At 68.9% G+C, this 25,835-nt stretch carries 27 protein-coding genes and 1 tRNA gene; 18 read left to right on the top strand and 10 right to left on the bottom strand.

Features of this window, described 5'->3' with window-relative positions; all coding sequences use genetic code 11:
* Window positions 1–192: 192 nt before the first annotated feature.
* A tRNA-Tyr gene (locus tag ACWEH3_RS00005) sits at window positions 193–275 on the bottom strand.
* 174 nt (window positions 276–449) lie between these two features.
* On the opposite strand from ACWEH3_RS00005, the gene ACWEH3_RS00010 reads away from it, so the two are divergent.
* Both ACWEH3_RS00010 and ACWEH3_RS00015 read left to right on the top strand, forming a co-directional pair.
* Entirely contained in the window at window positions 450–941 is a 492-nt protein-coding gene (locus tag ACWEH3_RS00010) for a YajQ family cyclic di-GMP-binding protein (RefSeq protein WP_450023318.1), read from the top strand.
* A 69-nt stretch (window positions 942–1,010) separates the two neighbouring features.
* Window positions 1,011–1,475, top strand: coding sequence for a MarR family winged helix-turn-helix transcriptional regulator (locus tag ACWEH3_RS00015; RefSeq protein WP_450023316.1), 465 nt, complete (start codon window positions 1,011–1,013; stop codon window positions 1,473–1,475).
* Between the two features lie 11 nt (window positions 1,476–1,486).
* Here ACWEH3_RS00015 and htpX read toward each other — a convergent pair whose 3' ends face one another.
* Window positions 1,487–2,368: a zinc metalloprotease HtpX gene (htpX, locus tag ACWEH3_RS00020; RefSeq protein ID WP_450023314.1), complete on the bottom strand. Its 882-nt coding sequence runs from the start codon at window positions 2,366–2,368 to the stop codon at window positions 1,487–1,489.
* Between the two features lie 320 nt (window positions 2,369–2,688).
* The gene (locus tag ACWEH3_RS00025) at window positions 2,689–3,729 is read right to left on the bottom strand and encodes a polyprenyl synthetase family protein (RefSeq protein WP_450023344.1); all 1,041 of its coding nucleotides are present in this window, start codon (window positions 3,727–3,729) and stop codon (window positions 2,689–2,691) included.
* Window positions 3,730–3,952: 223 nt separating this feature from the next.
* Between ACWEH3_RS00025 and ACWEH3_RS00030 the strand changes: the two genes are divergently transcribed.
* Genes ACWEH3_RS00030 through ACWEH3_RS00040 form a run of 3 tightly spaced genes read left to right on the top strand, consistent with a single transcriptional unit; the run spans window position 3,953 to window position 6,162 of the window.
* Window positions 3,953–5,221 carry a geranylgeranyl reductase family protein gene (locus ACWEH3_RS00030; protein ID WP_450023312.1) on the top strand — a complete coding sequence of 423 codons (1,269 nt, stop codon included), beginning with the start codon at window positions 3,953–3,955 and terminating at the stop codon, window positions 5,219–5,221.
* A gap of 16 nt (window positions 5,222–5,237) precedes the next feature.
* A complete protein-coding gene (locus ACWEH3_RS00035) occupies window positions 5,238–5,666 on the top strand; it encodes an AraC family transcriptional regulator (protein ID WP_355072027.1) in 429 nt (142 codons plus the stop codon).
* Window positions 5,667–5,724: 58 nt separating this feature from the next.
* Window positions 5,725–6,162, top strand: coding sequence for a VOC family protein (locus ACWEH3_RS00040; protein WP_067810448.1), 438 nt, complete (start codon window positions 5,725–5,727; stop codon window positions 6,160–6,162).
* A 43-nt stretch (window positions 6,163–6,205) separates the two neighbouring features.
* On the opposite strand, the gene ACWEH3_RS00045 is transcribed toward ACWEH3_RS00040, so the two are convergent.
* Window positions 6,206–6,712 carry a DUF2505 domain-containing protein gene (locus ACWEH3_RS00045; RefSeq protein ID WP_450023309.1) on the bottom strand — a complete coding sequence of 169 codons (507 nt, stop codon included), beginning with the start codon at window positions 6,710–6,712 and terminating at the stop codon, window positions 6,206–6,208.
* 39 nt (window positions 6,713–6,751) lie between these two features.
* On the opposite strand from ACWEH3_RS00045, the gene ACWEH3_RS00050 reads away from it, so the two are divergent.
* The 5 genes from ACWEH3_RS00050 to ACWEH3_RS00070 all read left to right on the top strand — a co-directional run bounded on the left by ACWEH3_RS00050 (window position 6,752) and on the right by ACWEH3_RS00070 (window position 13,935).
* The gene (locus ACWEH3_RS00050) at window positions 6,752–7,225 is read left to right on the top strand and encodes a DUF3592 domain-containing protein (RefSeq protein WP_450023307.1); all 474 of its coding nucleotides are present in this window, start codon (window positions 6,752–6,754) and stop codon (window positions 7,223–7,225) included.
* A gap of 109 nt (window positions 7,226–7,334) precedes the next feature.
* On the top strand, window positions 7,335–8,477 hold the full coding sequence (locus tag ACWEH3_RS00055) for a glycosyltransferase family 4 protein (protein WP_450023305.1): 1,143 nt from the start codon (window positions 7,335–7,337) through the stop codon (window positions 8,475–8,477).
* 74 nt (window positions 8,478–8,551) lie between these two features.
* On the top strand, window positions 8,552–9,256 hold the full coding sequence (locus tag ACWEH3_RS00060; RefSeq protein WP_450023303.1) for a demethylmenaquinone methyltransferase: 705 nt from the start codon (window positions 8,552–8,554) through the stop codon (window positions 9,254–9,256).
* 116 nt (window positions 9,257–9,372) lie between these two features.
* The gene (locus tag ACWEH3_RS00065; protein WP_450023301.1) at window positions 9,373–13,542 is read left to right on the top strand and encodes a molybdopterin-dependent oxidoreductase; all 4,170 of its coding nucleotides are present in this window, start codon (window positions 9,373–9,375) and stop codon (window positions 13,540–13,542) included.
* Between the two features lie 51 nt (window positions 13,543–13,593).
* The gene (locus ACWEH3_RS00070) at window positions 13,594–13,935 is read left to right on the top strand and encodes a hypothetical protein (protein WP_450023299.1); all 342 of its coding nucleotides are present in this window, start codon (window positions 13,594–13,596) and stop codon (window positions 13,933–13,935) included.
* A 13-nt stretch (window positions 13,936–13,948) separates the two neighbouring features.
* Here ACWEH3_RS00070 and ACWEH3_RS00075 read toward each other — a convergent pair whose 3' ends face one another.
* Window positions 13,949–14,983, bottom strand: coding sequence for an aldo/keto reductase (locus ACWEH3_RS00075; protein WP_450023342.1), 1,035 nt, complete (start codon window positions 14,981–14,983; stop codon window positions 13,949–13,951).
* Between the two features lie 113 nt (window positions 14,984–15,096).
* On the opposite strand from ACWEH3_RS00075, the gene ACWEH3_RS00080 reads away from it, so the two are divergent.
* Window positions 15,097–15,717 carry a TetR/AcrR family transcriptional regulator C-terminal ligand-binding domain-containing protein gene (locus tag ACWEH3_RS00080; RefSeq protein WP_450023297.1) on the top strand — a complete coding sequence of 207 codons (621 nt, stop codon included), beginning with the start codon at window positions 15,097–15,099 and terminating at the stop codon, window positions 15,715–15,717.
* Here the strand turns inward: ACWEH3_RS00080 and ACWEH3_RS00085 are convergent.
* Window positions 15,714–16,316 (bottom strand): TIGR03086 family metal-binding protein, encoded by a 603-nt coding sequence (locus ACWEH3_RS00085; RefSeq protein WP_450023295.1) that lies wholly within the window; start codon window positions 16,314–16,316, stop codon window positions 15,714–15,716. The two genes, ACWEH3_RS00080 and ACWEH3_RS00085, sit on opposite strands and share 4 nt — an antisense overlap.
* A gap of 127 nt (window positions 16,317–16,443) precedes the next feature.
* Between ACWEH3_RS00085 and ACWEH3_RS00090 the strand changes: the two genes are divergently transcribed.
* Window positions 16,444–16,692 (top strand): hypothetical protein, encoded by a 249-nt coding sequence (locus ACWEH3_RS00090; RefSeq protein ID WP_356962536.1) that lies wholly within the window; start codon window positions 16,444–16,446, stop codon window positions 16,690–16,692.
* 129 nt (window positions 16,693–16,821) lie between these two features.
* A complete protein-coding gene (locus tag ACWEH3_RS00095) occupies window positions 16,822–17,046 on the top strand; it encodes a hypothetical protein (RefSeq protein ID WP_450023293.1) in 225 nt (74 codons plus the stop codon).
* A gap of 8 nt (window positions 17,047–17,054) precedes the next feature.
* Here ACWEH3_RS00095 and menD read toward each other — a convergent pair whose 3' ends face one another.
* The 3 genes from menD to ACWEH3_RS00110 form a co-directional block, all read right to left on the bottom strand.
* The gene (gene menD / locus ACWEH3_RS00100) at window positions 17,055–18,698 is read right to left on the bottom strand and encodes a 2-succinyl-5-enolpyruvyl-6-hydroxy-3-cyclohexene-1-carboxylic-acid synthase (RefSeq protein WP_450023291.1); all 1,644 of its coding nucleotides are present in this window, start codon (window positions 18,696–18,698) and stop codon (window positions 17,055–17,057) included.
* Between the two features lie 548 nt (window positions 18,699–19,246).
* On the bottom strand, window positions 19,247–19,693 hold the full coding sequence (locus ACWEH3_RS00105; protein WP_355072006.1) for a DUF6918 family protein: 447 nt from the start codon (window positions 19,691–19,693) through the stop codon (window positions 19,247–19,249).
* 74 nt (window positions 19,694–19,767) lie between these two features.
* Window positions 19,768–20,424 carry a PaaI family thioesterase gene (locus ACWEH3_RS00110; protein ID WP_355072005.1) on the bottom strand — a complete coding sequence of 219 codons (657 nt, stop codon included), beginning with the start codon at window positions 20,422–20,424 and terminating at the stop codon, window positions 19,768–19,770.
* Window positions 20,425–20,611: 187 nt separating this feature from the next.
* Here ACWEH3_RS00110 and ACWEH3_RS00115 point away from each other — a divergent pair, with 187 nt between their 5' ends.
* The 3 genes from ACWEH3_RS00115 (at window position 20,612) to menE (ending at window position 23,397) form a co-directional block, all read left to right on the top strand.
* Window positions 20,612–21,505 carry a 1,4-dihydroxy-2-naphthoyl-CoA synthase gene (locus ACWEH3_RS00115; RefSeq protein WP_450017708.1) on the top strand — a complete coding sequence of 298 codons (894 nt, stop codon included), beginning with the start codon at window positions 20,612–20,614 and terminating at the stop codon, window positions 21,503–21,505.
* A gap of 1 nt (window position 21,506) precedes the next feature.
* The gene (locus ACWEH3_RS00120) at window positions 21,507–21,899 is read left to right on the top strand and encodes a VOC family protein (protein ID WP_450017706.1); all 393 of its coding nucleotides are present in this window, start codon (window positions 21,507–21,509) and stop codon (window positions 21,897–21,899) included.
* A gap of 337 nt (window positions 21,900–22,236) precedes the next feature.
* Window positions 22,237–23,397: an o-succinylbenzoate--CoA ligase gene (menE, locus tag ACWEH3_RS00125; RefSeq protein WP_450017704.1), complete on the top strand. Its 1,161-nt coding sequence runs from the start codon at window positions 22,237–22,239 to the stop codon at window positions 23,395–23,397.
* Here the strand turns inward: menE and ACWEH3_RS00130 are convergent.
* Window positions 23,394–23,567, bottom strand: coding sequence for a nuclear transport factor 2 family protein (locus ACWEH3_RS00130; protein ID WP_450017702.1), 174 nt, complete (start codon window positions 23,565–23,567; stop codon window positions 23,394–23,396). The genes menE and ACWEH3_RS00130 overlap by 4 nt on opposite strands.
* A 231-nt stretch (window positions 23,568–23,798) precedes the next feature.
* Between ACWEH3_RS00130 and ACWEH3_RS00135 the strand changes: the two genes are divergently transcribed.
* A complete protein-coding gene (locus tag ACWEH3_RS00135) occupies window positions 23,799–24,791 on the top strand; it encodes an ATP-binding cassette domain-containing protein (protein ID WP_450017700.1) in 993 nt (330 codons plus the stop codon).
* A gap of 70 nt (window positions 24,792–24,861) precedes the next feature.
* Window positions 24,862–25,695: an ABC transporter permease gene (locus ACWEH3_RS00140; RefSeq protein ID WP_450017698.1), complete on the top strand. Its 834-nt coding sequence runs from the start codon at window positions 24,862–24,864 to the stop codon at window positions 25,693–25,695.
* Window positions 25,696–25,835 lie beyond the last annotated feature (140 nt).

Below are 25,835 nucleotides of genomic sequence, written 5' to 3' on the forward strand. Positions count from 1 at the left end.
TTTCATATTTTCTCAAAAAAAACCCAACCCCCCAAAAACAACCCCCCCCCCCCCCCCCCCCCCCCCGGGGGGGGGGGGGGGGGGGCGCCCCCCCCCCCCCCCCGCGGGGCGTGGGGGTTGCACCCCCACAAGACATTACGAAGCGAGCCCTGTACGCGCTTTCTGCGTACAGGGCTCGCCTAGTGAGCGGAGTGGCAGGTGTAGGATTCGAACCTACGTAGGCTTTCACCGACAGATTTACAGTCTGCTCCCATTGGCCGCTCGGGCAACCTGCCTTTCGCGCATTGTTTCGCGCGCTGAGCAGAATACATCGAACCCGCACCCTGAATGCAAACCGGCTGGCTATCGGCCGTGCGACGCGACTACCCTCGGGTCTCCGGGTAGAACTGACGGGGGCTGGAAGCGTCCGGTTCAACGCACCCGTCGGACCATCAGAACAGGAGCGCAGCGTGGCTGATTCGTCTTTCGATGTTGTGAGCAAGGTCGACCGGCAGGAGGTCGACAACGCCCTGCATCAGGCGGAGAAGGAGCTCAACACCCGCTACGACTTCCGCGGCACCGGCGCGTCGATCGAATGGTCCGGCGAGGACAAGATCGTCCTCACCGCGGAGGCGGAGGAGCGCGTCAAGGCCGCGCTGGAGGTGTTCAAGGAGAAGCTGATCCGCCGCGACATCTCGCTGAAGGCGTTCGACGCGGGAGAGCCGGTCTCCTCCGGCAAGGTCTACAAGATCACCGGTTCGCTGGTGCAGGGCATCGACTCCGAGCACGCGAAGAAGATCTCCAAGAAGATCAGGGACGAGGGCCCCAAGGGCGTGAAGGCGCAGATCCAGGGCGACGAGCTGCGCGTGAGCAGCAAGAAACGCGACGATCTGCAGGCCGTCATCGCCCTGCTGAAGGGCGATGATTTCGGGATCGCGCTGCAGTTCGTCAACTACCGCTGAGCTCCGGGTCCGCAGCGCGGCCGGGTCGGTCGCGTCCAGCCTGTCCACGAGGGTGCTAGAGGGGACTGCATGGCGACCGAGGAGCGGGCCGGACTCGGCGTGGACGAGGGCATCCGGACGTTGTTGCTGCTCATGCCGCGCGTGGTCGGACGGGCCAAGAAGTTGGGCGTTCCCCCCGAGCTGGAATCCTTCTCGCTTGCGCCGCGGCACCTGTCGTTGCTGGCCAACCTGGTGTTCGACGGCCCGACCACGGTGACGGACCTGGCCGCCCGGCTGGAGGTGGCGCCGACGACGGTGAGTCTCATGGTCGGCGAACTCAGCAAGCAGGGTGTGCTCGAACGCGGCACCGACCCGGACGACCGCAGACGCACCATCGTCGCCATCGCATCGGCGCACGAGCGGTCCGTCCACAAATGGCTGGGGCGCAGCGCTCGCGCCTGGCGTACGGTGCTCGAGCCGCTCACCGCGGAGCAGCGGAAGTTGTTCGTCGATACGTTCCGCGCCTACGAAGACCAGTTGGCCGCCGACGACTGAGACCGCCGGGCTCAGTACCGGCGGGGACCGCCCGCCATCTCCTCCAGCCGGGCGATGCGCTCGTTCATCGGCGGGTGCGTGGCGAACCAGCGGGCGACCCGCTCACCCGGGCGGAACGGGTTGGCGATCATCAGATGCGACTGCGACGCCAGCCGCGGTTCGGGCGGAAGCGGGGCGGCGTGAACGCCACGTTCGATCTTTCGCAGTGCGGAGGCGAGGGCCAGCGGGTCGCCGGTCAGTTCGGCGCCGGATTGGTCGGCCTGGAATTCGCGCGAGCGGGAGACGGCCAGTTTGATCAGCGTGGCCGCGATCGGGCCGAGCAGTGACACCAGCAGCACCGCCAGCACGTTCGGGCCCTCGCCGTTGCGGTTGCCGCCGAACATGGACGCGTAGACGGCCAGGTTGGCCAGGCCCGAGATGACGGCGGCGAGCGCACCCGCGATCGAGGAGATGAGGATGTCGCGGTTGTAGACGTGCGACAGTTCGTGGCCGAGCACGGCCCGCAATTCCCGCTCGTCGAGAAGTTGCAGGATGCCGCTGGTGCAGCACACCGCGGCATGGCGCGGATTGCGTCCGGTGGCGAACGCGTTGGGCGCGTTCGTGGGGCTGATGTACAGCCGCGGCATCGGCTGGCGCGCGATGGTGGCCAGCTCGCGCACGATCCGGTACATGACCGGCGCCTCCAGCTCGCTGACCGGCTGCGCGTGCATGGCCCGCAACGCGATCTTGTCGCTGTTGAAGTACGCGTAGGCGTTCATGCCCACCGCGAGCAGGATCGCGACGACGAGGATCGTCGGGTTGCGGAACAGCGCGCCGATGAACACGATCAGGGCCGACAGGCCCACCATCAGCCCGAAGGTCTTCAGCCCGTTCGCAAACCCGTGCCCGTGCATACGTCTCCCTTGCCGCTCCCCCGTTCACCGAGTCGCCTTACAGCAGATAAACGATAGAAGCTCCAGGCAAAGTTCCGATGAATCCGCGCCCAGCTGAAATCAGCCAGCGGAAATCAATCCTCGCCGACATCTGCCCCGGCGCATGAGCGGCGGACCACTGTCGCTCGCACCAGCCGCCGCGGCGAAGCCGTTCTGTGAGCGCGGGCGGCGCCACCGCACACCGCAACCACGTCTTCCGAGCGAAGCGAGACCGAGCATGCGCCGTTCGCGGCCCGGCTCGCGAACACGCCGCGACGAAGTCGCGGCCAAACCAACCCAGCTCAACCCACGCGTTCGATGGTGTAGCGGACCAGTCGCTCCAGCGCGTCGTTGGCGGGGCCGCCGGGCAGGGCGGACAGCTCGGCGTAGGCGAGGTCGGCGTAGCCCTGGAGCTTCTCCTTGGCCAGCGCCATGCCGCGGGAGTCGGCGAGCAGGTCGAGCGCCTCTTTCACCTCGTCGTCGGTCTCCAGCGGACGCGCGAGCAGCGCGCGCAGCCGGTCGCCGTCGACGCCCTCCTCGCGCAGCGCGTACAGCACCGGCAGCGTGTGCACACCTTCGCGCAGGTCGGTGCCAGGGGTCTTGCCGGACTGCTCGGAGGCGGAGGAGATGTCGATGATGTCGTCGGAGATCTGGAAGGCGGTGCCGACCGCGTCGCCGAGGCGGGCCAGTCGCTCGACGTGCTCGGCATCCGCACCCGAGAAGGTGCCGCCGAAGCGGCCCGCGGCGGCGATGAGCGAACCGGTCTTCTCCCAGACCACGCGGAGATAGTGCTCGACGGGGTCCTGGGATTCGCGGGCGCCCATGGTCTCGCGCATCTGACCGGTGACGAGTTCGGCGAAGGTCTCGGCGATGATGCGCACCGCGTCGGGACCGAGGGTGGAGGTGAGCCGGGACGCGTGCGCGAACAAGTAGTCGCCCGCGAGGATGGCGATGTTGTTCCCCCACCGCGAGTTGACGCTAGGCGCGCCGCGGCGCATCGGGGCCTCGTCCATCACGTCGTCGTGGTACAGCGTCGCCAGGTGCACGAGTTCGACGACGGTGCCCGCGGTGACCAGAGCGGGATCGGCGGGGCGCGGGCCGAGCTGTCCGGTGAGGATGGTGAAGAGCGGACGGAATCGCTTGCCGCCGGCCTTGGCCAGGTGCAGCGCCGCCTCCTGGAGGAATTCCGCGCCGTCGGACAGCTCGTCGACGAGGAGTTTCTCCACGTCCGCCAAGCCGTTGCGCACGGTGTCGGCCAGCCCGACGTCACCGAGATCGACCCCGGCCACGACCGTGCCCGCGTCGCTCCCGGCTTCGCTGTGCCCGCCGTGCGCCGTGTCCATGATTCGCTCGCTGCGCTCGCTCATGGCTGATGTGCTCATTCCTTCTCCCAGCGATGCGTCCGACCCCACGGTAGAGAACCTAGCGTGTCCCCGTCGGATGGCCCATGAACACCGTCACTCTGTGGCGGATCGTCCACTGTCGCACCGCCTCGCTGGTGACCGTCCACGACGCGAGCGCGACCGCCGTCGACATCGGCGAGACGGCCCTGCGAGTATGGACCGCATGGGTTCACCGGAAGCGAGTCCCGCGCCCGCCGAGGACGCGTTGCCCAGCCGGGCCGAGGTGCTGGTCGTCGGCGCGGGCCCGGCCGGATCGGCGTCGGCGGCCTGGGCGGCGCGGGCCGGACGGGACGTAGTGCTCGTCGATTCCGCCGTTTTTCCCAGGGACAAGACCTGCGGTGATGGACTCACCCCGCGTGCGACCGCCGAATTGGAGCAGCTGGGGCTCGGCGAGTGGGTGCGCGCGCACGTCGTCAACCACGGCCTCCGGATGACCGGCTTCGGCCGCGAAGCGCTGCTGAACTGGCCGGGCGGTTCCTTCCCCACGTACGGAAGCGCGGTTCCGCGAACCGAACTCGACGACAAGTTGCGCGAGACGGCGGTGAAGTCGGGAGCGCGCATGGTGGACGGGACGAAAGTAATGGATGTCACCCGGGAGGGTGACCGGGTCACGGGTGTGACGGTGCGTACGGCGGGCGGCACGCGCACCATCGCCTGCCGGACGCTGGTGGTCGCCGACGGGGTGCGTTCGCCGATCGGGCGGCTGCTCGGCCGCGTCTGGCATCGGCAGTACGCCTACGGCACCGCCGCGCGGGCCTACATCAAGTCCGGCCGCAGCGACGACCAGTGGATCACCTCGCATCTGGAGTTGCGCGACGCCTCCGGCGAACTGGTTCCCGGCTACGGCTGGGTGTTCCCGCTCGGCAATGGCGAGGTGAACATCGGTGTGGGGTCGCTGGCCACGGAACGTCGCCCCTCGCACATCGCGTTGAAGCCGCTCTTGGCGCACTACACCGCGCTGCGCACCGAGGAATGGCAATTCGAGGGCTCGCTGCGCGCGGTCGCCTCGGCCCTGCTGCCGATGGGCGGGGCGGTCTCGAACGTCGCGGGGCGCAACTGGGTGCTGATCGGCGACGCGGCGGGGTGTGTGAACCCGCTGAACGGCGAAGGCATCGATTACGGCTTGGAGGGCGGCCACATGCTGGCCGGCCTGCTGGACGAGCCCGACTTCACCACGATCTGGCCGCAGACCCTGCGCGCCCGCTACGGACGCACGTTCTCGGTCGCCCGGCGGATCGCGGGCCTGGCCACGCACCCGCGCATGGTGCCGCTGGGTGGTCCGCCGGTGATGCGGTCGAAGTACTTGCAGCGCACCGCGGTCCGGGTGATGGGCAATCTGGTGACCGACGAGGACGTCGACCTGACCGCGCGGGCGTGGCGGATGGCGGGCCGGGCATCGCTGCGCTTCGACGAGCGTCCGCCGTTCGCTTAGGGACGAGGGCGGCGCGATGGGCGGACAACGAGCGCGCGGCTTGCCCGCGCTGTATCTGCTCCCGCATCTGCGCCGGGCCAGGGACCTCGCGGACCGCCATTACGCCGACCCGCTGCATCTGGAGGAACTGGCGGCGGCCGCCGGGGTGTCGAAATACCACTTCCTGCGCGCGTTCGCCGCGGTCTACGGCCGCACCCCGGCCGTGTACCTGGCCGAGCGGCGCATCGAACGCGCCCAGGACCTGCTGCGCTCGACCAATCTGACGGTCACCGAGGTGTGCATGCTGGTCGGCTACAGCAGCCTCGGCTCGTTCAGCAGCAAGTTCCGGCAGCTGGTCGGGGTCACGCCGTCGGAATACCAGGCGAAGTTCGCCGACGGCGCTCCGCGCATCCCCGGCTGTTTCGTGTTCATGCACGGGCTCTCCGACCGCAAGCCGCCCGGCTGACCGAACGGCGCAATTTCGGAGAAGCCGGTGGCGCCGCGCCCGCCATAGCGTGGACCGCATGACGACGATTACGAACGTTTCCCTGGTCACGGTGTACGTGACGGACCAAACCGCCGCGAAAGAGTGGTACGTCGACAAGCTCGGCTTCGTCGAGACCAGCGACGTCACGATGGGCGACAACGGTTTCCGCTGGGTCACCGTCGCGCATCCCGCGCACCCCGAGCTGGAGATCACGCTGATGCTTCCCGGCCCGCCGCTGGACGAGAACTACGCCGACGCCGTCCGTCGGGCGCTGGCCAACGGCACGCACGGCTCGCTCGGCCTGCGGACCGAGAACTGCCAGAAGACCTTCGAGGAACTCACCGCCAAAGGGGTGGAGTTCGTGCAGCCGCCCGCCGAACGGCCCTACGGGACCGAGGCGATCATCCGGGACAATTCGGGAAACTGGCTGGTCCTGGTGGAGCCGAAGGAGTTCTCGCCGCAGGACTTCGCCTAGGCCGCGACGGCGTTGCCCCGGCGCGCTGGGGCAACGCGCGCGCTCAGGCGGTCGACTCGGCGGACAGCCAGTCCTCGATGCATTTGCGCTCGCCGTTGAGCACCCGGTGGAGCAACTGCTCGGCGAGTGGCTCGATCGCGCCGCCGACCACGAGAACCTTTACCCGCACGGTGCCGACCACCTCGATCTCGGAACCTTCCGCGGTGGAACGGATCTCGTAGGACCCCGACATCGCGGTGTTGATGCCGCCGGTGGAGACCTCGAAGGTGCCTTTGGCGACCTCGCCGACCAGCGGCTGCCAGTTGTCGGTGCGGGAGAAGGTGAGTTCGCTCTTGAGCACCTTGCGGACCAGCGCGGGCACCTTGTCCTTCGGAGCCTTCTCGGTCATATGGATGCGAATGGTGCCCGCGCCGTCGGGATGCGACAGGTCGACTGTCGCCGTCTCCGCCTCGGCGAAGCGGGACCGCCAGACGTCGTCGGTGATGAGTGCCCGGTGGAGATCTTCGACCGGGACTGTGTACGGCACGGTGAAGCTGAATTTTCGGGACATGGCCGCCACCGTAGCCGAGCCGATCGGTAGCCTGTGGCGGTGTCGGAAACCAGCCAGTTCACCAGGCGGCCGATCCGCCTGCGACGGGCCAGGATCGGCGTGTTGATCGCCGCGGCGGCGGTGAGCGTCCTCGTCGGGCTGCTGGTGCTGGCCGCGTGGCGCAACGATTATCTGATCAGCTCGGACAAGGGCAGCACCACGGCCGAGGTGCTCTCGGCGGGACGGCTGCGTTCGGCGGTCATGTACGTCACACCGGACGGCGAGACGCACAATCCGAAGGTCGGCGTGCTCTATCCGACCAACTTGACCGCGGGCGAGCGGATTCGTGTGGAGTACCGCCGCAGCGACCCGGACCTGGTGCGGGTGGAGGGCCGTGACGTGCGCGTCGCCATTCCGCCCGCGTTGTCGGTGATCCTCGTGGTGTGGCTGCTCGCGCTGCCCGTGCTGTGGTTGCTTTCCCGCGCGGGTAGACGCGGTCCCGCGCCGGTGGTCAGGCCCGCGCCGCAGGCCTGAGATCCGCGTCACCGGGAAAGCCGTCGGAGTTCCGATAGTTCGCCGGATCTTTTCGTGCGCTTCACTTCGGCGTGGCGGCGCGGCGCGGTGTGGCGGTCACGCTGGGAGCGTGCGTGTAGCGATCGTCGCGGAATCGTTCCTGCCGAACATGAACGGCGTCGTCAACTCGGTGCTGCGGGTGCTCGAACACCTGGACCGGAACGGGCACGAAGCGCTGATCATCGCGCCGGACACCCCCCGCGGACAGCCCGCCGCATCGCGCCACTACGAGCGCTTCCCGGTCCACCGGGTACCCGCGGTCATGGTCCCGAAGGTCAGTTCGCTGCCGGTCGGGCTGCCCCAGCCGGGCATCGTCTCGGCCATCGAGGACTTCGACGCCGAGGTGGTTCACCTGGCCTCTCCGTTCCTGCTCGGCGCCGGCGGCCTCGGCGCGGCATTGCGGCTGGACCTGCCCACTGTCGCGGTATATCAGACCGACGTGGCCGGCTTCGCCAAGAGTTACGGGCTCGGGCTGGCGAGCCGTGCCGCCTGGGGCTGGACCCGGCGCATCCACGAAGGCGCCACCCGCACGCTGGCCCCGTCCCGGGCCGCCGCGGAGGACCTGGCCAGGCACGGCATCCCGCGCGTGCATCGGTGGGGGCGCGGCGTCGACATCGCGCGGTTCACGCCGAGCGCCCGCTCCGCCGAACTGCGGGACGCCTGGCTCGCGGGCCGGGACCGCCTGCTGGTGGGCTTCGTGGGGCGGCTCGCGCCGGAGAAGCACGTCGAGCGGCTCGCGGTGCTGGCCGCCGACCCGGACATCCAGCTGGTGATCGTCGGCGACGGGCCGGAGCGTCAGCGGCTGGCCCGGCTGATGCCGACCGCGGTGTTCACCGGCGAACTCGGCGGCGGCGAGCTGGCGCGGGCGTACGCCAGTCTGGACGTCATGGTGCACGCGGGCGAACACGAGACGTTCTGCCAGGGCGTGCAGGAGGCGCTGGCCTCCGGTGTCCCGGTGATCGGTCCCGACGCGGGCGGTCCCCGCGACCTGGTCGCCCACTGCCGCAACGGCTATCTGCTTCCGGTGGACCGCTTCAGCGAATTGCTGCCCAGTGCTGTCGGGGCGCTGCACGATCCGGAGCTGCGGACCCGGTTCGCCGGGGCGGCGCGGAAGTCGGTGCTGTCGCGGACCTGGCCCGCCATCTGCACCGAGTTGATGGGCCACTACACCGAAGTGACGGGCGCTCGGATTCGGTTGCCGCATACGGCATGAACCCGGCCGAAGCGTGACGGAGGTATCCACGCGCCGCGCTCGGTTCGTAACAGACCGCGAGTTAGGGTCTTCCCGTGGCGAAAACGCAATCGAACCGGGCCTCGTTGGACAAGCAGCCGCGCGAAGTCGCGGCGATGTTCGATGGCGTCGCCCGGCGCTACGACCTGACCAACACGGTGATCTCCGCCGGACAGGATCGCTATTGGCGCTGGGCGACCCGCAAGGCGCTGGCGGCGCGGCCGGGCGAGCGGCTGCTCGACCTCGCGGCGGGCACCGGTGTATCCACCCTGGAACTGCAGAAATCCGGGGCGTGGTGCCTCGCAGCCGACTTCTCCAAGGGCATGCTCAGCGCGGGCCGGTTCCGCGACGTACCGATGGTGGCGGCCGACGCGATGGCGCTGCCGTTCGCCGACGACTCCTTCGACGCGGTCACCATCTCTTTCGGGCTGCGCAACGTGGCCGACACCGACCTCGCCCTGCGCGAGATGCTGCGGGTCACCAAGCCCGGCGGCAGGCTGGTGGTGTGCGAGTTCTCCGCGCCGGTGCTGCCGGTGTTCCGCACGGTGTACCTGGAGTACCTGATGAAAGCGCTGCCCAAGGTGGCGCGCGTGGTGAGCAGTAATCCCGAAGCCTACGTCTACCTGGCCGAATCGATCACGGAGTGGCCCAATCAGCGCAGGCTGGCGATGCGGATCGCGGCGAACGGGTGGTCGTCGGTGAAGTGGCGCAACCTCACCGGGGGCGTGGTGGCCCTGCACCGCGCCTACAAGCTGGACTGAGCCGGAGATCTGGATCACACACCTCACCGGCCGATCCGGAAGCGGTGAGGAGGAATGTCACCTGGCGATAACGCGAGGTAAATCCGGCGCAATCGGCGGTCCGCATGATCGGAGACATGACCGATCCAGTGACCGGCCGCGGCGACGGCACCGCCCGAACGGCGTGCTCGTACTGCGGCGTCGGCTGCGGGATAACGGTGTCGACCGCCGCCGACGGCGCGGGCAAGCCGGTTATCGCCAAGGTCAGCGGTGACAAACTGCATCCGGCGAACGCGGGCAGGCTGTGCACCAAGGGGGCGACCCACGCGGAGTTGATGCGCACCCCGGGACGGATGGAGACCGCCTACCGGCGCTTCGAGCGCGGCCAGGTTCCGGTGCCGTTCCCCGTCGACGAGGCCGTCCACGAGGCGGCCACTCGCTTGCGCGCGATTCTCGACGAACACGGTCCGGACGCGATCGCGCTGTACGTCTCCGGGCAGATGTCGCTGGAGGCGCAGTACCTCGCGACCAAACTCGCCAAGGGTTATCTGCGCACGGTGCACATCGAGGCGAACTCGCGACTGTGCATGGCCAGCGCGGGCACCGGGTACAAGCAGTCGCTCGGCGCGGACGGGCCGCCGGGCTCCTACGACGACTTCGAGCACGCGGACCTGTTCTTCGTCATCGGCGCGAACATGGCCGACTGCCACCCCATCCTTTTTCTGCGGATGGCCGATCGCTCGAAGGCAGGGGCGAAGCTCATCGTGGTCGACCCGCGCCGCACCGAGACCGCCGCGCGCGCCGACCTGTTCTTGCCGATCGCGCCCGGCACGGATCTCGCGCTGCTCAACGGTTTGCTGCACCTGCTGGTCGCAGGCGGCCACATCGACGCGGAGTTCATCGCCGAGCACACCGAGGGCTGGGACGCGATGCCGGAGTTCCTGGCCGACTATCCGCCGGAGCGCGTGGCCGAGATCACCGGACTGGCCGAGGCCGACATCCGGACCGCGGCCGAATGGATCGGCGCCGCGGGCGAGTGGATGTCGCTGTGGACGATGGGACTCAACCAGTCCACACACGGCACCTGGAACACCAACGCGCTGTGCAACCTGCACCTGGCCACCGGCGCGATCTGCCGTCCCGGCAGCGGGCCGTTCTCGCTCACCGGGCAGCCGAACGCGATGGGCGGGCGCGAGATGGGGTATATGGGCCCCGGCCTGCCCGGCCAGCGCAGCCTGCTCTCCGCCGAGGACCGCACGTTCGTGGAGACGGCGTGGGAACTGGCGCCCGGCACCCTGCGCACCGAAGCAGGGCCCGGCACGGTGGAGATGTTCCGTGAACTGGCCGAAGGAACGATCAAAGCGGCCTGGATCATCTGCACCAACCCCGTCGCCACGGTGTCGAACCGAAAGACCGTGATCGCGGGGTTGGAGGCGGCCGAACTGGTGATCGCCCAGGACGCATACACCGAGACCGCGACCAACGCCTACGCCGACCTGCTGCTCCCCGCCACGCTGTGGGCGGAGGCCGACGCGGTGATGGTGAATTCCGAACGCAACCTGACCCTCCTGCAGCAGTCGGTCCCGCCCATCGGCGACGCGCGGCCGGATTGGCGGATCATCGCCGACGTCGCCACCGCCATGGGATTCCCCGGCTTCGACTTCGCCTCCAGCGCCGAGGTATTCGACGAGATCAAGCGGTTCGCGAATCCCGCTACCGGCTACGACCTGCGCGGCGTGAGCTATGCGGCGCTGCGCGAAGGGCCGATGCAGTGGCCGTGCGCGGAGCCGGACCGCAGGCGCAACCCGATCCGTTACGTCAACGACGGCGTCAGCCAGACGCTGTTCGTCGATGAGAACGGCCACCGGCCCCGGCTGGCCTTCGCCACGCCGAGCCGACGCGCGGTGTTCTGGCCACGGCCGCACCTGCTGCCGGAGGAGATGCCCGACGACGACTACCCGTTCCTGCTGAACACCGGCCGCCTGCAACACCAGTGGCACACGATGACCAAGACCGGCAAGATCGACAAGTTGACCAAGCTGAACGGCACGCCGTTCGTCGAGGTGCATCCGGCCGACGCCGAGCGGCTCGGTCTGCGCACGGGCGACCAGCTCGAGATCGCCTCCCGCCGTGGCCGTGCGGTGCTTCCGGTGCAGGTCAGCGACCGAGTGCGGCAGGGCGACTGCTTCGTGCCGTTCCATTGGAACGACGAGCAGGGCGAATACCTGACCATCAACGCGGTCACCAACGACGCGGTCGATCCGGCCTCGCTGCAACCGGAGTTCAAGGCCTGCGCGGTGGCGCTACGCCGGGTGGCTTCCGTGCCGCAGCCGCAGGCTCCCGCCGCGCTGCCCGCGGCTCAGGCGGTGCACCCGCTGGCCGCCGTGCTCGGCCTCGACAGCGGCACCGCCCCCACGCTCAGCGAGACCGAGCGGATCTACCTCAGCGGCTATCTGGCGGCGCTGCAAGCGCTTCCGGTGACCGGCCAGCCGGTGCTTCCGGAGACGGCGCCGATGTCCGCGCACACCAGGCTGTGGGTCGACGGGCTGCTGGCCGGGATGTATTCGCGTAGTGCGGCGACCACGACGGACACGGGCGCCGCCGCTCGCACGGTCACCGTGCTGTGGGCCTCGCAGACCGGCAACGCCGAAGAGTTCGCCGCCGCCGTCGCGGCACATCTCGCCGAGCACGAATTCACACCGCGCCTATCGGACCTGGACTCCTGCGACCCGGGCGCGCTCCAGGGCGACGTGCTGGTGGTCAGCAGCACGTTCGGCGACGGAGGTCCGCCGGACAACGGAGCCGATTTCTGGGATCGGCTGGCCGACGGCGTCGTGCGGCTGACCGGTGTGCGTTACGCCGTGTTCGCGCTCGGCGACTCCTCCTATAACGACTTCTGTGGTTACGGTCGCAAACTCGACCAGAAATTCGCCGAACTGGGCGCGACCCGATTGCTCCCGCGCGTCGACAGTGAACCCGACTACCAAGACGCGGCACAGCGCTGGCTCGATGACGTGCTCGCCGCCTTGGGCGACGGCCCGGCCGAGGACCCTGCCGATTCGCCGGTGACCGGTGCGGCCACGCCGAGCCGACCCACGCCCCGTGGCGGCGGGGTGGCCACAGTGGAGTCGCCGAGCATCGCCCCGGCACCTGGCCGCACTCGCACCGCACCGTTCACCCGCGCCGCGCCGCTGCGTGCCGCACTGGTGCGCAACGAGTTGCTCTCCGCCGCGGGATCATCGAAAGAGGTGCGCCGCTTCGGGTTCGATCTGCGCGGCTCGGATGCCGCGTACGAAGTGGGCGATTCGCTGGGCGTCCGGCCGGTGAACAGCACCGCTCTGGTCAGCGAATGGCTGACCGCCACCGGGCTGGACGGTCGCCGGGTGGTAGAGGTCGACGAACGCGAAGTTCCTTTGGCCGATGCGCTGCGCACGCACTTCGACATCACCAAGGTCGGTCCGGATCTGCTCGGCTTCCTCGCCGAGCGCAACCCCAGCGGCAAACTCGCGAAACTGCTGCGCCGAGACAATCGCAACGAGCTGGCGAACTACCTGTGGGATCGGCAGGCAGTCGACGTGGTGCGCGATTTCCCCGTGCGGGCCGATCTGGTGGAGTGGCTCGGCACTCTGAAAAAGCTGCAGCCGCGCCAGTATTCGATCTCGTCGAGTCCGCGGGTCAGCCCGGATGAAGTGGAGCTGACCGTCGGCATCGTGCGCTACGGCGACCCGGCGGCCACCGGCTCGGCGGCGCGGCGCGGTGGCGTTTGCTCGACCTTCCTCGCCGATCGCGCCGACCTCACCGACACGGCGGTGCCGATCTTCCTGCAGCGCGCACCGCATTTCCGTCCTCCGGCCGACCCGACCGCGCCGATGATCATGGTGGGCCCCGGCACCGGCATCGCCCCCTTCCGCGGATTCCTTCAGGAGCGCAGGGCCCTCGGCTGCACCGGGCGCAACTGGCTGTTCTTCGGCGATCAGCACGCGGCGCACAATTTCTACTACCGCACCGAGTTGGAGGACATGTTCCGTTCCGGCTTCCTGACCCGGCTCGACCTAGCCTTTTCCCGAGACCAGCGGGAACGGATCTACGTGCAGCACCGCATGATCGAGCACGGCGCCGAGCTGTGGTCCTGGCTGCGCGACGGCGCCCACTTCTACGTCTGCGGCGACGCCAGCCGCATGGCCAAGGACGTCGACGACGCGCTCCTGCGGATCGCGCGCATCCACGGCAAACTCGACGAGGACGGCGCACTGGCATTCAAGAAGCAACTCGTCGCCGAAAAGCGTTACGTCCGCGACGTGTACTGACCGACCGTATCGCCAGGCCACAGCGCCCCATTCAGTGATCAATATCACGACATGGAACGCGGCCGCGCCCCGCTTCATCGAGAAACACGATGGACCTGGGAAGGCTGGAAAATCCAGGTATTACATGGCATCCCACATATCGTCGAACGCAACGAGGCGGCGCTGACTCCGCCGATCGCCATGCGGTTCTCGCCCGACACGCTGCTCGCGTACTACCGGCGTATCGCGCAGGACGGTTCGCGAGGCAGCGCCACAACTTCGTGGGACCGGTGGGTGGTCCTGATGTCCACCCACCTCGGTGAGGCGATGTACGACCTGGACCGCCTCGGCGGTCCGGCCGTGATCACGATCGGCAAGTTCGGCTGCACCGCGACGCCGACCCGAGCGAACTGATCGTTCGACACGCTCACACCGCGGGCGGGTTCAGCCGGGTGAAGTCCGGGAGGCGGTAGTACGGGTAGTAAGGGTAGGGCGGGGTGGTTGCGCTGGCTTTGTCCAGGCGGGCGACCTGGTCGGCGTCGAGTTCCCAGCCGATCGCGCCGAGGTTCTGGCGCAGTTGCTCCTCGTTGCGTGCGCCGACGATGACCGTCGCGACGGTGGGGCGGCGCAGCAGCCAGTTGAGCGCGATCTGCGGGACCGTCTTGCCGGTTTCGGCGGCCAGCTCGGCGAGGACGTCGACCACGTCGTAGAGCTTCTCGTCGTCTACCGGAGGGCCCGCCTCGGCGGTCCGGTGCAGGCGGCTGCCTTCCGGAAGCGGTTGTCCGCGGCGGATCTTGCCGGTGAGCCTGCCCCAGCCGAGCGGACTCCACACCACCGCGCCGACGCCCTGGTCGCGGCCCAGCGGCATCAGCTCCCATTCGTAGTCCCGCCCGACCAGCGAGTAGTAGATCTGGTGCGCGACGTACCTGGTCAGCCCGTTGCGATCCGCCGCGGCAAGGGACTTCATCAGCTGCCAACCCGCGAAGTTGGACGCGCCGACATAGCGGATCTTGCCCGCGCGCACCAGATCGTCCAGCGCGGCGACGACTTCCTCGACCGGCGTGCCCGCGTCGAAGGCGTGCAGCTGGAACAGATCGATGTAGTCGGTGCCCAGCCTGCGCAGCGATCCCTCCACCGCACCGATCAACCTGGCCCGGCCGGAACCGGCGTCCCGCGGACCCGGTCCGGTCGGCAGCGTCGCCTTGGTGGACAGCAGCACCCGATCGCGTCTGCCCTTCACGGCGGCGCCGAGCACTTCTTCGGAGGCGCCATCGGAGTAGACGTCGGCGGTGTCGAACATGCTCACGCCTGCGTCCAAACTGATGTCGACCAGCCGTCGCGCCTGTTCGGCATCGGTATCGCCCCACGCACCGAACAGTTCGCCGCGCCCGCCGAAGGTGCCCGCACCGAAACTCAACACCGGGACGTGCAGGCCCGACGCGCCGAGCCGCCGGTACTCCATTTGCGTCTCATCCGTCCGAACGTTCACTGGACCACCCTCCTAAAGGGTATGTAGTTCCATTAACACTTCGGACGGTACACCCCTTCGCGCGTAAATGAAACTAGAGTACCGTTATGCCCATGGATGACGTGACCCCCGGCTCCGTCCGGCCCGGCGGACGGACCGCCCGGGTCCGCGCGGCCGTACTGCGAGCCGCGGGCGACCTGCTGACCGAACGCGGCTTCGCCCACTTGGACCTCGCCGAGGTCGCGACGCGCGCCGAAGTAGGCAAGACCACCGTCTACCGCCGCTGGCGCACACCCACCGGCCTGATCGCGGACCTGCTGGTCGACATGGCCGAGCAGTCGCTGCCGCACGCCGACACCGGCTCGCTCCTCGGCGATCTCACCGCCAATGCCCGCCTGGTCGCGAAAACCCTGTCCGATCCCCGCCAAGGCAGGCTCTTCCGCGCCGTGATCGCGGCCGCCACCTGCGACGAGTCCACCGCGGCCGCCCTGCGCCGCTTCTACGACGTGCGTCTCACCGAATGGTCGGCCTGCGTGGCGGCCGCCATCGCACGCGGCGAAGCGCCCGAGCGCACCGACGCACGCGCGGTGCTGTCCGCGGTGTCGGCACCGCTGTACTACCGGCTGCTCGCCAGCGGCGATCCGATCGATGACATCGTGGCGGACCGCGCGGCCCGCGCCGCCGTCGATGCCGTACGGGCGGGCACGTTCGTGTCCGCCGCCGACTAGCCGAGCACCGCTCCCCGGTCGCCCGCGGTCCAGTCGGCGCGGCGACCGGTGAAAGCGAGGACTCGCTCCAAGGCGGTGGCATCGGCCGCGACCGGCACCACCGGCCCGAACAGACCGGGCACCCCTTCGGCGGGTGTGCCGCTCAGCATGTCCAGCAAGGTCGCCAGATCTTCGGCGGCACACGAAAACGGCTGACCGGTGGCCTTCGCGAGATCCCAGCCGTGCACGACCACCTCGTCCAGCGCGATCCTGGCCATCACCGGGGCGGGCTCGTTCACCCCACCCGCCTCCGTGTCGCCGTCCCAGGCCGCCGGCTCCCGCCACGCTGCCACCAAGGCATCGAGCTGGGCCGGAATGCGCTCACGCCAGTCCTCCGCCAAGGCGCGCTCGGCAGGGGCGCCGGGCGCGACGGAACCCCCGACGGCCTCCTTGGTCGCCGACTGACGGAATGCCTCGGTCAGATCGACTACGTGGGCGAGCAGATCGCGGACCGTGGTGTCGGCGCACGGTGTCGGCGCCGTGAGCTGGTCGTCGGCGATGCCGCCGACGACGGTCGCCAGAGTGGCGGCCGCGGGCTCGAAATCGAACTCGGGATTCATCGGGCCTCCTCGGGGTGTGGGACGTCTCCGGAAGCAGAGACGGAACGAGACGCCGAAATTGAGCGGCGAGCCGTTCCGCAATCAACCCGTAGCGGCGAAAAGCCCTGGAAAAGCGGATAATTGAAAGATGAAGGGTGATCGGGTGGAGATCGTCGTCGACGTCGGCGACGGGTCCCGCAGTTATGAGATCGCGGCTACCCGAGCGGGTAGGCGGGTCGAGGTGAGGATCGCGCGAGGCGTGGTCGAAGTCAGCGAAGTGACGCGATCGGGGACGGCCGTGCGGACCGCGCGATTCATGGCCGGGCGCATGCTCGCGCTGGTCGAACACCCGGCGGACGCGACGGCGGCGCGGGTGGGCGAAGCGCGACAACACTGAGCGCCGGGTGCTTGCCGTACGCCCGGACCGCGGGCATCCTCGATGCAGTCCGAGTTGATCGTCCGCCTCGATTGCGGCGTGCCACGACGGGTATGCCGATCGAGAGGCCTACGCGGAGAGGAGCTCACGATGTCAGATCCCCTTGCCGACGCGATCCCGGAGGCCGATCTCGCCGAGCAGTCCATTCCGGCGTATCCGGAGGAGCCAGTGCTCGACGACGAGCCCGAGGAGGACGAAGCCGTCGTACGGGCGACTCTGGAACGCGACACCTTCGAGGCGAACCCGGCGGACGTGATCGAACAGTCCATCCCGGTTCCGATCGATGACGAACCCGAGGACGAATCCGGCTACTGACCGCCCGGTCAGGGCTGGATCTTGGCCCGCACCGTCGCGTGCAGTTCCCGCAAGCTGGACCGCTCGGTGGCCACCTCGAGCACCCGCATGCCATGGGCGTTCCCGGTCAGCTCGACCGCCAGCTGCTGCGGATCCACCTGCCGGTGCGGGATGCGATAGGCGGCGCACAAGGCGGCGAGATCCATGCCGTGCGGGGTGCCGAAGACTCGCTCGAACACGCCCGCGTATTGCGGGTCGCCCTGCTCGAGCAGTTCGAAGATGCCGCCGCCGTCGTCGTTGGCGACGACGATGGTCAGATCGGCGGGCCGCGGTTCGCCCGGCCCGATCAGCAGGCCGGACGCGTCGTGCAGGAAGGTCAGGTCACCGATCAGGGCGATGGTGCGCCCGTCGTGGTGCAGAGCGGCGCCGACGGCGGTGGACACCGTGCCGTCGATACCCGCTACGCCACGATTCGACAGCACCCTGATCCCCGGACGCGGATGCGACACCAGCGCCGCGTCCCGCACCGGGTTCGAGGCGCCGAGCAGGAGTTGGTCACCGTCGCGCAGCGCGTCCATCACGACCGCGGCGACGTGCAGGCCGGTCGGCTTGGGGTGTCGCGCGAGTGCGCCACGCACCACTTGGTCGGCTCTCGCGTTCAGTTCGCGGCAGCGCTCGAGCCATTGCGCGCTGGGTGCGCCCACGGTGACGGCGCGGGTACCGGTGCCGACCACGTTGCCGGACACGTCGGGCCAACGCGGACCGGTGGTCAGCGCGTAGACCCGGACGTCCGGGTCGGCGAGCACCTTCGATACTTGCCGGTGCAGGGTCGGGCGGCCGGTAATGATCGCTTGCGTCGGCCGCAACAACGGCAGCACGAGGGGATGCAGCGCGGGACCGTGCATGGGGGCGGTCGGCTCGGCGACGGTGGGCAGATGCGCCAGTTCCGGCCGCAAGCCTGCGCCGTGTCCGGAGATCACGACCGTGTCGGGCGTGAGGTCGAGATCGAGCGGCACGTCCAAGGTGGCGTATTGGGTGTCGGTCCAGGCGCACTCCCCCGCGCGGCCCGCCGGAGCCGTTTCACCCGGTTTCAAGTCGGGGACCAAGGGCTCGCGCAGCGGGACATCGAAGTGCACCGGGCCCGCGTTGCCGGAGCGGGTACCGCGCGCCGCCGCGAGCACCCGGCAGACCGCCGAGCGCCACTGGCTGTTCTGCCGGCCGTAGGGCGGGTGCTCGGCGTCGCCCGGCTCCTCCTCGGCGAGACCGAGCGAGATGGTGGCGCGAACCTGGCTGCCGAACAGGCCGAACTGTTCGACGGTCTGATTGGCGCCGGAGCCGAGCAGCTCGTAGGGCCGGTTCGCGCTGAGCACCACCAGCGGAACCCGAGCGTAGTTCGCCTCCAGCACGGCAGGCCCGAGGTTGGCCACCGCGGTACCCGAGGTCATCACGACCGGGACCGGGAGCCGGCTCGCGATCGCGAGCCCGACGGCGAGGAAGCCCGCCGTTCGCTCGTCGATCCGCATGTGCAGGCGCAGTCGCCCGGCCGAATCGGCGGCTTGCAGGGCGAATGCCAGCGGAGCGTTCCGGGAGCCGGGGCACAGGACGACATCCCGCACGCCCCCGCGCACGAGTTCGTCGACGACGACCTGCGCTTGTGCTGTAGACGGGTTCACGCCTCCAGACTGGCAGACAGGCAACCAGAAGTCCGCGCCGGGAGGTTCGCAATCACACTGTGTCGTCGCACACGGGCCCATTCGCGGCCGGGTTTTATTCCGATGGCCGCAAGTCCCGGGCGAAGTCGCCATAGCCGACCGGCCTCGAGTCGCAAGGAGTGCGGCCGACATCTGACAGCGGCCGCCACCACCAGGCTCAACGGCCACCATGCCGACAAACCGCCAGCACAAGCACCCGGACAGCACGCCCGAAGACACGACCAAGCCCCAGACCTGGCCTCATCCGCAACCGCAAAGTCTGAATCTTTACGGAACACGACACCTGAGGCAGGGCTCAGACCGTGATCCCGCCTCGCTACGCGACGGCACCGGCTCAACTACCGGTTTCGAGCGAAGCGAGACCGAGCATGCGCCGTTCGCGGCCCGGCTCGCGTCCGAGTGGCCGCCGCGTCCGCGACGAAGTCGCCAGCGGTGGTCGCTCGGACGCGAGCCATGAAGGGGGCCGCGAACACCCAGCGCCGCAGGCGCTGGAAAAACGACAGAGCCGATTACCCGGCGTGCTTCTGGATCAGGTCGCCGACCCGCGGCAGCGCCTCGATGACGTTCTTCTTCGCCGAGGAACGCATCGAGGAGTAGACCTTCTGCAGGGCGGGGCGGCTGGAGGACTCGGCCCGGGCGTCGGTGACGGCGAGCAATGCCTCGGCGACCTCATCGGACTTGGCGACGAGCAGGTCGGCGAACTTGCCGGAGCCCGACGCCGTGTACTCCTGCCAGAACGGCTCCAGCTGCGCGACCAGCTTGGGCGCCAACGACTCCAGCGCATCGGGCACGATGGACGGGCTGATCTTCTTGACCGCCGCGTAGCCACCCTTCACAGCCAGGCCGGACGCACCACCCTTGTCCGACACCTCGGCGTCGAGAACCTCGACGGCATCGGCAAGGAAAGCCGGGCGCTTCGCGTCGTCGAGCAGGGATTCAGACAGTGCTGCAACCACTTTCAGGTTCCTCCGGATCGGTATCGATGAACGAGCGAGGGCAACTATACGTGCCCGCGCCAGCATTCACCCGGCTACGGCTGCCACGGTAGCAACTCGACCATCAGACCTTCGCAGTCCGCGAGGAGATCGCCCTGCTCATCGAGCAATTCGGCGGTGATAAAAGTTTTTCGTCCTTCGATCCGATCGACCCGTCCGCGAACCGTCAGTTCCGTCTCGAGCGGAGTGATCTTGCGGTAGTTGACGTGAAGATACGCGGTGCGGCTGATCGGCCGTCCGGCGTAATGCACGATCATGCCGAGCAGATCGTCGAACAGCAGCGGCAGCACACCGCCGTGCGCGGCGCCGTTGCCGCCGAGATGGAAGCGGCGGAACACCCCCGTCATCTCGATGCCGTCCGGCCCCGCCTCGACCACCCGCCACGGCAACAGCAGAAGGCTTCCCCGCCCGGGCAATTCGACCGCGCGGCCCGCCGGTCCATGCAATTCGGGGGCGCGGTAGGGCTCGAGCAGGTCGATCAGCTCGCGGGCTTTGGCCTGCGCGGCCCCGAAGACATCGTCCGGCGCGTTCGCGCTCACCGCGAGATCCTGCAACGTCCGCATGGCTTCGATGAACCCGCCGAAGTTCGGCCCGACCTTCGCGGGGGTGACCTTCGGAAACCCGCCGTGCTTCTCGTACCGGGATCCGTCCACCGCGCTCCGGTCTATAACCGGTTTCACTCGCTCGCTCATAGTTGCACGGTAACGCGTAGTTTTACACCGTCAAATCAAAGTCTCGCCAACCCTGCGCGGAATTCCCGGGTTCCCGGCGATTCGACCGCACCGCTCGCCTCCGCGGCGGCTGGAACGCAAGTCCCGGTCGTCGCCGCTCACGGGCCCGACCACGACTTTCGAGCGAAGCGAGACCTAGCATTGCCCGGTGACGTTCAATCCGAAGCTGTGGCGCCCCGTTCCGGGATTCGAGAACCTGACCGACATCACCTATCACCGGCACATCGAGCAGGGCACCGTGCGTGTCGCGTTCGACCGGCCGGAGGTGCGCAACGCGTTCCGCCCCCACACGGTCGACGAACTCTACCGGGCACTCGACCACGCGCGGATGACTCCGGACGTCGGCGCGGTGCTGCTCACCGGCAACGGCCCCAGCCCCAAGGACGGCGGTTGGGCCTTCTGCTCCGGGGGTGACCAGCGCATCCGCGGTCGCAGCGGATACCAGTACGCCAGCGGCGAGACGGCCGACACGGTCGATCGGGCCCGCGCGGGCCGCCTGCACATCCTGGAGGTGCAGCGGTTGATCCGTTTCATGCCGAAGGTGGTGATCGCGCTGGTGAACGGCTGGGCCGCGGGCGGAGGTCACAGCCTGCACGTGGTCTGCGATCTGACCTTGGCCAGCCGCGAGCACGCCCGGTTCAAGCAGACCGACGCCGACGTGGGCAGCTTCGACGGCGGCTACGGCAGCGCGTACCTGGCCAAGATGGTCGGCCAGAAGTTCGCCCGCGAGATCTTCTTCCTGGGCCGCCCCTACACCGCCGAGGAGATGCACCAGATGGGCGCGGTGAACAAGGTCGCCGACCACGCGGAGCTGGAGGACGTCGCGCTGGAGTGGACCGCCGACATCAACGGCAAGTCCCCGCAGGCGCAGCGCATGCTGAAGTACGCGTTCAATTTGCTGGACGACGGACTGGTGGGCCAGCAACTTTTCGCGGGCGAGGCGACCAGGATGGCCTACATGACCGACGAAGCCGTCGAGGGCCGCGACGCGTTCCTGCAGAAGCGCAAGCCGGACTGGACCCCCTACCCCTGGTACTTCTGACATGGACATCCTCAGCAGCCGGATCATCCTGCGCCCCGCCGACTACCAGGCCACGCTCGCGTTCTACCGGGACGGGCTGGGACTGGCCATCGCGCGGGAGTATCCGGGCGGCACGGTCTTCTTCGCGGGACAGTCGCTGATCGAGGTGGCCGCGCACGGCGGGTCCGGAGAATCGTCGTCGTTCGAGGGCGCGATCTGGCTCCAGGTGCGCGACGTCTCCGCCGCCGCCGTGGAACTGGCGCTGAAGGGGATCGCGATCGATCGCGCCCCCGTCGAGGAGCCGTGGGGTCTGCACGAGATGTGGATACGCGATCCAGACGGCGTGCCGATCGTTCTGGTGGAGATCCCCCCGTCCCATCCGATCCGGCGGGATTCTCGCTGGCAGGCGTCGTAGCAACGGTTCCATTCGGTAGTTCGGCGGGCCGCACCGAGTTGCCAACGCGTCGACCGGCGAGGACGATAACGCTCGGATGGCCACCCGACCGCCGACGTCCGGGCCGGCTGTGTCCGTGTCCCGTCCGACGAGTGAATCGCAGTCTCGATGCCTGTCCCACTTGAGCCCCGATCCGACCGGGTGGCCGCGCTATGGGCGCGCCACTCCGGCATACCGACCCGTTCCGCACGCGGCGGCGCGGGCATGACACGATCCCTACCGTGAGGGAGTGCAGCGAGCGAGCCATGGGCACAGCGGCTCTGGGCACCACCGAGCCGGGCGAGCGGCGAGGCATGGCATGACCAAGAAACTGCGTACCTTGCCGATGCCGACCGGGTCCGGTCTCGGCGACGTCATGCCCCACCTACGGGAGGCGCTGGAAGGTAACGGGGCCGCCTGGCTCCCCATTCCCACCAGCGATCGGCGCGAGGCGAGGCGCCTGAGCGACGCTTTGTCGCCGGGCGAGCCGATCGACGAGGACATCGCTCTGGTGGTGACCACCTCCGGCACCACGGGCATACCGAAGGGCGCGATGCTCAGCTCGTCGGCCCTGCGCGCCAGCGGCACCGCTACCCACGACCGGCTCGGCGGCCCCGGCAACTGGTTGCTGGCCCTGCCGACCCATCACATCGCCGGTATCCAGGTGCTGTTGCGCAGCATCCTGGCGGGGACCGAACCCACCGTGCTCGACGTGTCCGGCGGATTCCTGCCCGAGGCCTTGGCGGGCGCCATCTCGGGTATGCGCGGTGAGCGGCGCTACACGGCCCTGGTGCCGACCCAGCTGATCAAAGCGTTGGAGTCGCCGGTCGCCGCCACCGCGCTGGCCCAGCTCGACGGCGTGCTGGTGGGCGGCGCGGCCACTCCGCTGCCGGTCTACGAGCGCGCGCGAGCCGCTGGCATCACCGTGGTGCGCACCTACGGCATGAGCGAGACCTGCGGCGGTTGCGTGTACGACGGCGTGCCGCTGGAGGGCACGAAGGTCCGTATCGAAGAGGGCCGGGTGGTGCTGGGCGGCGCGATGATCGCCTCCGGCTACCGCAATCAGCCCGACCATCCCGCCTTCGCCGAGCCGGGCTGGTTCCGCACCGAGGACGCGGGCACCTTCGACAACGGCGTATTGAGCATCACCGGGCGGCTGGACGAGGCGATCACGACCGGCGGCCTGCTGGTGATCCCGCAGGTGGTCGAGGCCGTGCTGATCAACCACCCGGCCATCAGGGAGGTGGTCGTCCTCGGCTTGCCCGACGAACGGCTCGGCCAGCGCGTCGCGGTCGCGGTGATCCCCGCGCCAGGCGCCACCCCCACCCTCCCCGAGCTGCGCGAATACGTCTCCGCCGAACTGGACTCCATCGCGGCCCCCCGCGAACTAGCCGTCCTCGACGAATTCCCGCTCCGCGGCCCCGGCAAGCCCGACCGCGCCAAACTGCGCGAATACCTCTTGGCCGAGTCGACCCGCTAGCGGATCGCCGGGCAGCGCACGCCTTCCCGGCCCCTGATCGTCGTACCACTGCCGACGAAGACGCCGTCGGCGAACAGCGCGCCGACACCGGCGAAATCCCCGGCGTCGACCAGCTCCGCGTACTTCATGATCAGGTTCGTCACGGCAGTCGTATCAGCGGCTGTGCTCACATTCGTGAGGGTAGGCGACCACTGTTTCCGGGCACAGCCTCTGTTCGGCACGCGGCCTCGCCCTGAAGGCCACCGCCGAGTCCGGAACTCCGAGGCTTGCGCGCCCAGCGCACCGCAACCACAGGTTTCGAGCGAAGCGAGACCGAGCATCCGCCGTTCGCGGCGACGAAGTCGCGGCCATAACAGCACGGCGCAAGAGCCGTGCAAGTCTGGGCATCCACAGTTGTCCACATGACTTCTTTCGCACCAACTTCAGCGCTCGCCGTCGAGGCGGACGGCCTGGTCAAGGTGTTCGGGGAACAGCGGGCCGTCGACGGTGTGAGCCTGGCGGTGCCGCAGGGCTCGGTGTACGGCGTGCTCGGACCGAACGGCGCAGGCAAGACCACGACCATCCGCATGCTCGCGACCCTGTTGCGACCGGACGGCGGCAGCGGACGCATCTTCGGCCACGACGTGGTCGCCGAGCCGACGGCCGTCCGCTCGCTCATCGGCGTCACGGGGCAGTACGCCTCGGTCGACGAGGACCTGAGCGCCACCGAGAACCTGATCGTCTTCTCCCGACTGCTCGGCCTGAGTCGCGTCGACGCCCGGCGCAAGGCGGCCGAGCTGCTCGAGGAATTCGACCTCACCGAGGCGGCGAACAAGCCGCTGCGGCACTTCTCCGGCGGTATGCGACGCCGCCTCGACCTGGCGGCCAGTCTCATCGCGACGCCGCCGCTGCTGTTCCTCGACGAACCGACCACCGGGCTCGACCCACGCACCCGCGCCCAGATGTGGGAGACCATCCGCCGCCTCGTCCGCGAAGGCGCGACGGTGCTGCTCACCACCCAATACCTGGACGAGGCCGACCAACTGGCCGACCGCATCGCGGTGATCGACCGCGGCAAGGTGATCGCCGACGGCACGGCCGACGAACTGAAAGCCTCCGTGGGCGGTTCGTCGCTGCATCTGACGCTGGTCGATCGTGGCCAGCTCGACGAGGCGCGCCGCATCGTCGGCGATTTCCTCGGCGTCGAAGCGCAGATCACCCCGGAGGCCGGGCGGCTCACCGCGCCGTTGACCGACGCGGGTGTCACCGCCGATCTGCTGATCCGTCTGCGCGAGTGGGAGGTCGGCATCGATGAGATCACTGTGACCAAGCCGAGCCTGGACGAGGTCTTCCTCACCATCACCGGCCACCCGGCCGAGGACACCACCGACGATTCCGCGAAAAGCGCGGCATGAGCGTCCGGACCGCAGGCGGCAGCCTGCGTGACCACGCCGGATCCCGCGCCCGCAGAGAAGGAGCACGACCATGACCACCATCACCGCGACCGAGACGCGCCGAACGGCGCCGACGAAGATCCCCGACGTGAGCAACCACGTTCCGCTCGTCCAAGCGGCGGCGAACTCGTTCACCATGGCCTACCGCGGCCTGCTGAAGATCAAGCACAAGCCCGAGCAGCTGTTCGACGTGACGATCCAGCCGATCCTGTTCACCGCGCTGTTCGCCTACATCTTCGGCGGCGCCATCGGCGGCAGCGTGCAGGACTACCTGCCGGTCCTGATTCCCGGCATCCTGGTGCAGACCGTGGTGCTCACCTCGGTCGTCACCGGCACCCAGTTGCGCGAGGACATGGACAAGGGCGTCTTCGACCGGTTCAAATCCCTGCCGATCGCCCGTGTCTCGGCGCTGGCCGGCGCTCTGCTGGCGGATATGGTGCGCTACGCCCTCGCCACCGTGCTCACCATCGTCGTCGGCGTCGCCATCGGCTATCGCCCGGAGGGCGGCGTGCTCGGGGTCGTCGCGGCGGGTCTGGTCATCGTCTTCTGCTCGTTCGCGATCAGCTGGATCTGGGCGCTGGTCGGGGTCACCGGCAAGAGCGCGGCGGGCGTGCAGGGCATCTCGATGATGATCATGTTCCCGCTGACCTTCATGTCCGGCGCCTTCGCGCTGGTGAGCACGATGCCGGGCTGGATGCAGGGCCTCAATCACGTGAACCCGGTGTATTACATGGTGAATACGTGCCGCGGGTTGATGAACGGCGCCGCCTTCGGCAGCGATCTGGCTTGGTCGCTGATCGGCTCGCTGGTCGTCATCGCGATCTTCGCCCCGCTCACGGTCAAGGCATACATGCGCCGGGCGTGACCGATCACCGCAGCACAGCCGGGGGGGGGGGGAAACTCACCCGCCCCCCGCCGCGGCCGCCCCCGCCGCGGCGGGGACGGAGCTAAGGGGGTCGCCCACGCCCTCCTGGATAATAAATATTGGTTGCGCGGACCGTGTGA

This window comes from Nocardia sp. NPDC004718, from assembly GCF_053601535.1.

Excerpts from the sequence above, each read along its gene's own strand:
- ACWEH3_RS00015 (WP_450023316.1), top strand. The coding sequence starts at position 1,011 with ATGGCGACCGAGGAGCGGGCCGGACTCGGCGTGGACGAGGGCATCCGG.
- htpX (WP_450023314.1), bottom strand. The coding sequence starts at position 2,368 with ATGCACGGGCACGGGTTTGCGAACGGGCTGAAGACCTTCGGGCTGATG.
- ACWEH3_RS00025 (WP_450023344.1), bottom strand. The coding sequence starts at position 3,729 with ATGGACACGGCGCACGGCGGGCACAGCGAAGCCGGGAGCGACGCGGGC.
- ACWEH3_RS00030 (WP_450023312.1), top strand. The coding sequence starts at position 3,953 with ATGGGTTCACCGGAAGCGAGTCCCGCGCCCGCCGAGGACGCGTTGCCC.
- ACWEH3_RS00035 (WP_355072027.1), top strand. The coding sequence starts at position 5,238 with ATGGGCGGACAACGAGCGCGCGGCTTGCCCGCGCTGTATCTGCTCCCG.
- ACWEH3_RS00040 (WP_067810448.1), top strand. The coding sequence starts at position 5,725 with ATGACGACGATTACGAACGTTTCCCTGGTCACGGTGTACGTGACGGAC.
- ACWEH3_RS00045 (WP_450023309.1), bottom strand. The coding sequence starts at position 6,712 with ATGTCCCGAAAATTCAGCTTCACCGTGCCGTACACAGTCCCGGTCGAA.
- ACWEH3_RS00065 (WP_450023301.1), top strand. The coding sequence starts at position 9,373 with ATGACCGATCCAGTGACCGGCCGCGGCGACGGCACCGCCCGAACGGCG.
- ACWEH3_RS00070 (WP_450023299.1), top strand. The coding sequence starts at position 13,594 with ATGGAACGCGGCCGCGCCCCGCTTCATCGAGAAACACGATGGACCTGG.
- ACWEH3_RS00075 (WP_450023342.1), bottom strand. The coding sequence starts at position 14,983 with ATGGAGTACCGGCGGCTCGGCGCGTCGGGCCTGCACGTCCCGGTGTTG.
- ACWEH3_RS00080 (WP_450023297.1), top strand. The coding sequence starts at position 15,097 with ATGCCCATGGATGACGTGACCCCCGGCTCCGTCCGGCCCGGCGGACGG.
- ACWEH3_RS00085 (WP_450023295.1), bottom strand. The coding sequence starts at position 16,316 with ATGAATCCCGAGTTCGATTTCGAGCCCGCGGCCGCCACTCTGGCGACC.
- ACWEH3_RS00090 (WP_356962536.1), top strand. The coding sequence starts at position 16,444 with ATGAAGGGTGATCGGGTGGAGATCGTCGTCGACGTCGGCGACGGGTCC.
- ACWEH3_RS00095 (WP_450023293.1), top strand. The coding sequence starts at position 16,822 with ATGTCAGATCCCCTTGCCGACGCGATCCCGGAGGCCGATCTCGCCGAG.
- ACWEH3_RS00110 (WP_355072005.1), bottom strand. The coding sequence starts at position 20,424 with ATGAGCGAGCGAGTGAAACCGGTTATAGACCGGAGCGCGGTGGACGGA.
- ACWEH3_RS00120 (WP_450017706.1), top strand. The coding sequence starts at position 21,507 with ATGGACATCCTCAGCAGCCGGATCATCCTGCGCCCCGCCGACTACCAG.
- menE (WP_450017704.1), top strand. The coding sequence starts at position 22,237 with ATGACCAAGAAACTGCGTACCTTGCCGATGCCGACCGGGTCCGGTCTC.
- ACWEH3_RS00135 (WP_450017700.1), top strand. The coding sequence starts at position 23,799 with ATGACTTCTTTCGCACCAACTTCAGCGCTCGCCGTCGAGGCGGACGGC.
- ACWEH3_RS00140 (WP_450017698.1), top strand. The coding sequence starts at position 24,862 with ATGACCACCATCACCGCGACCGAGACGCGCCGAACGGCGCCGACGAAG.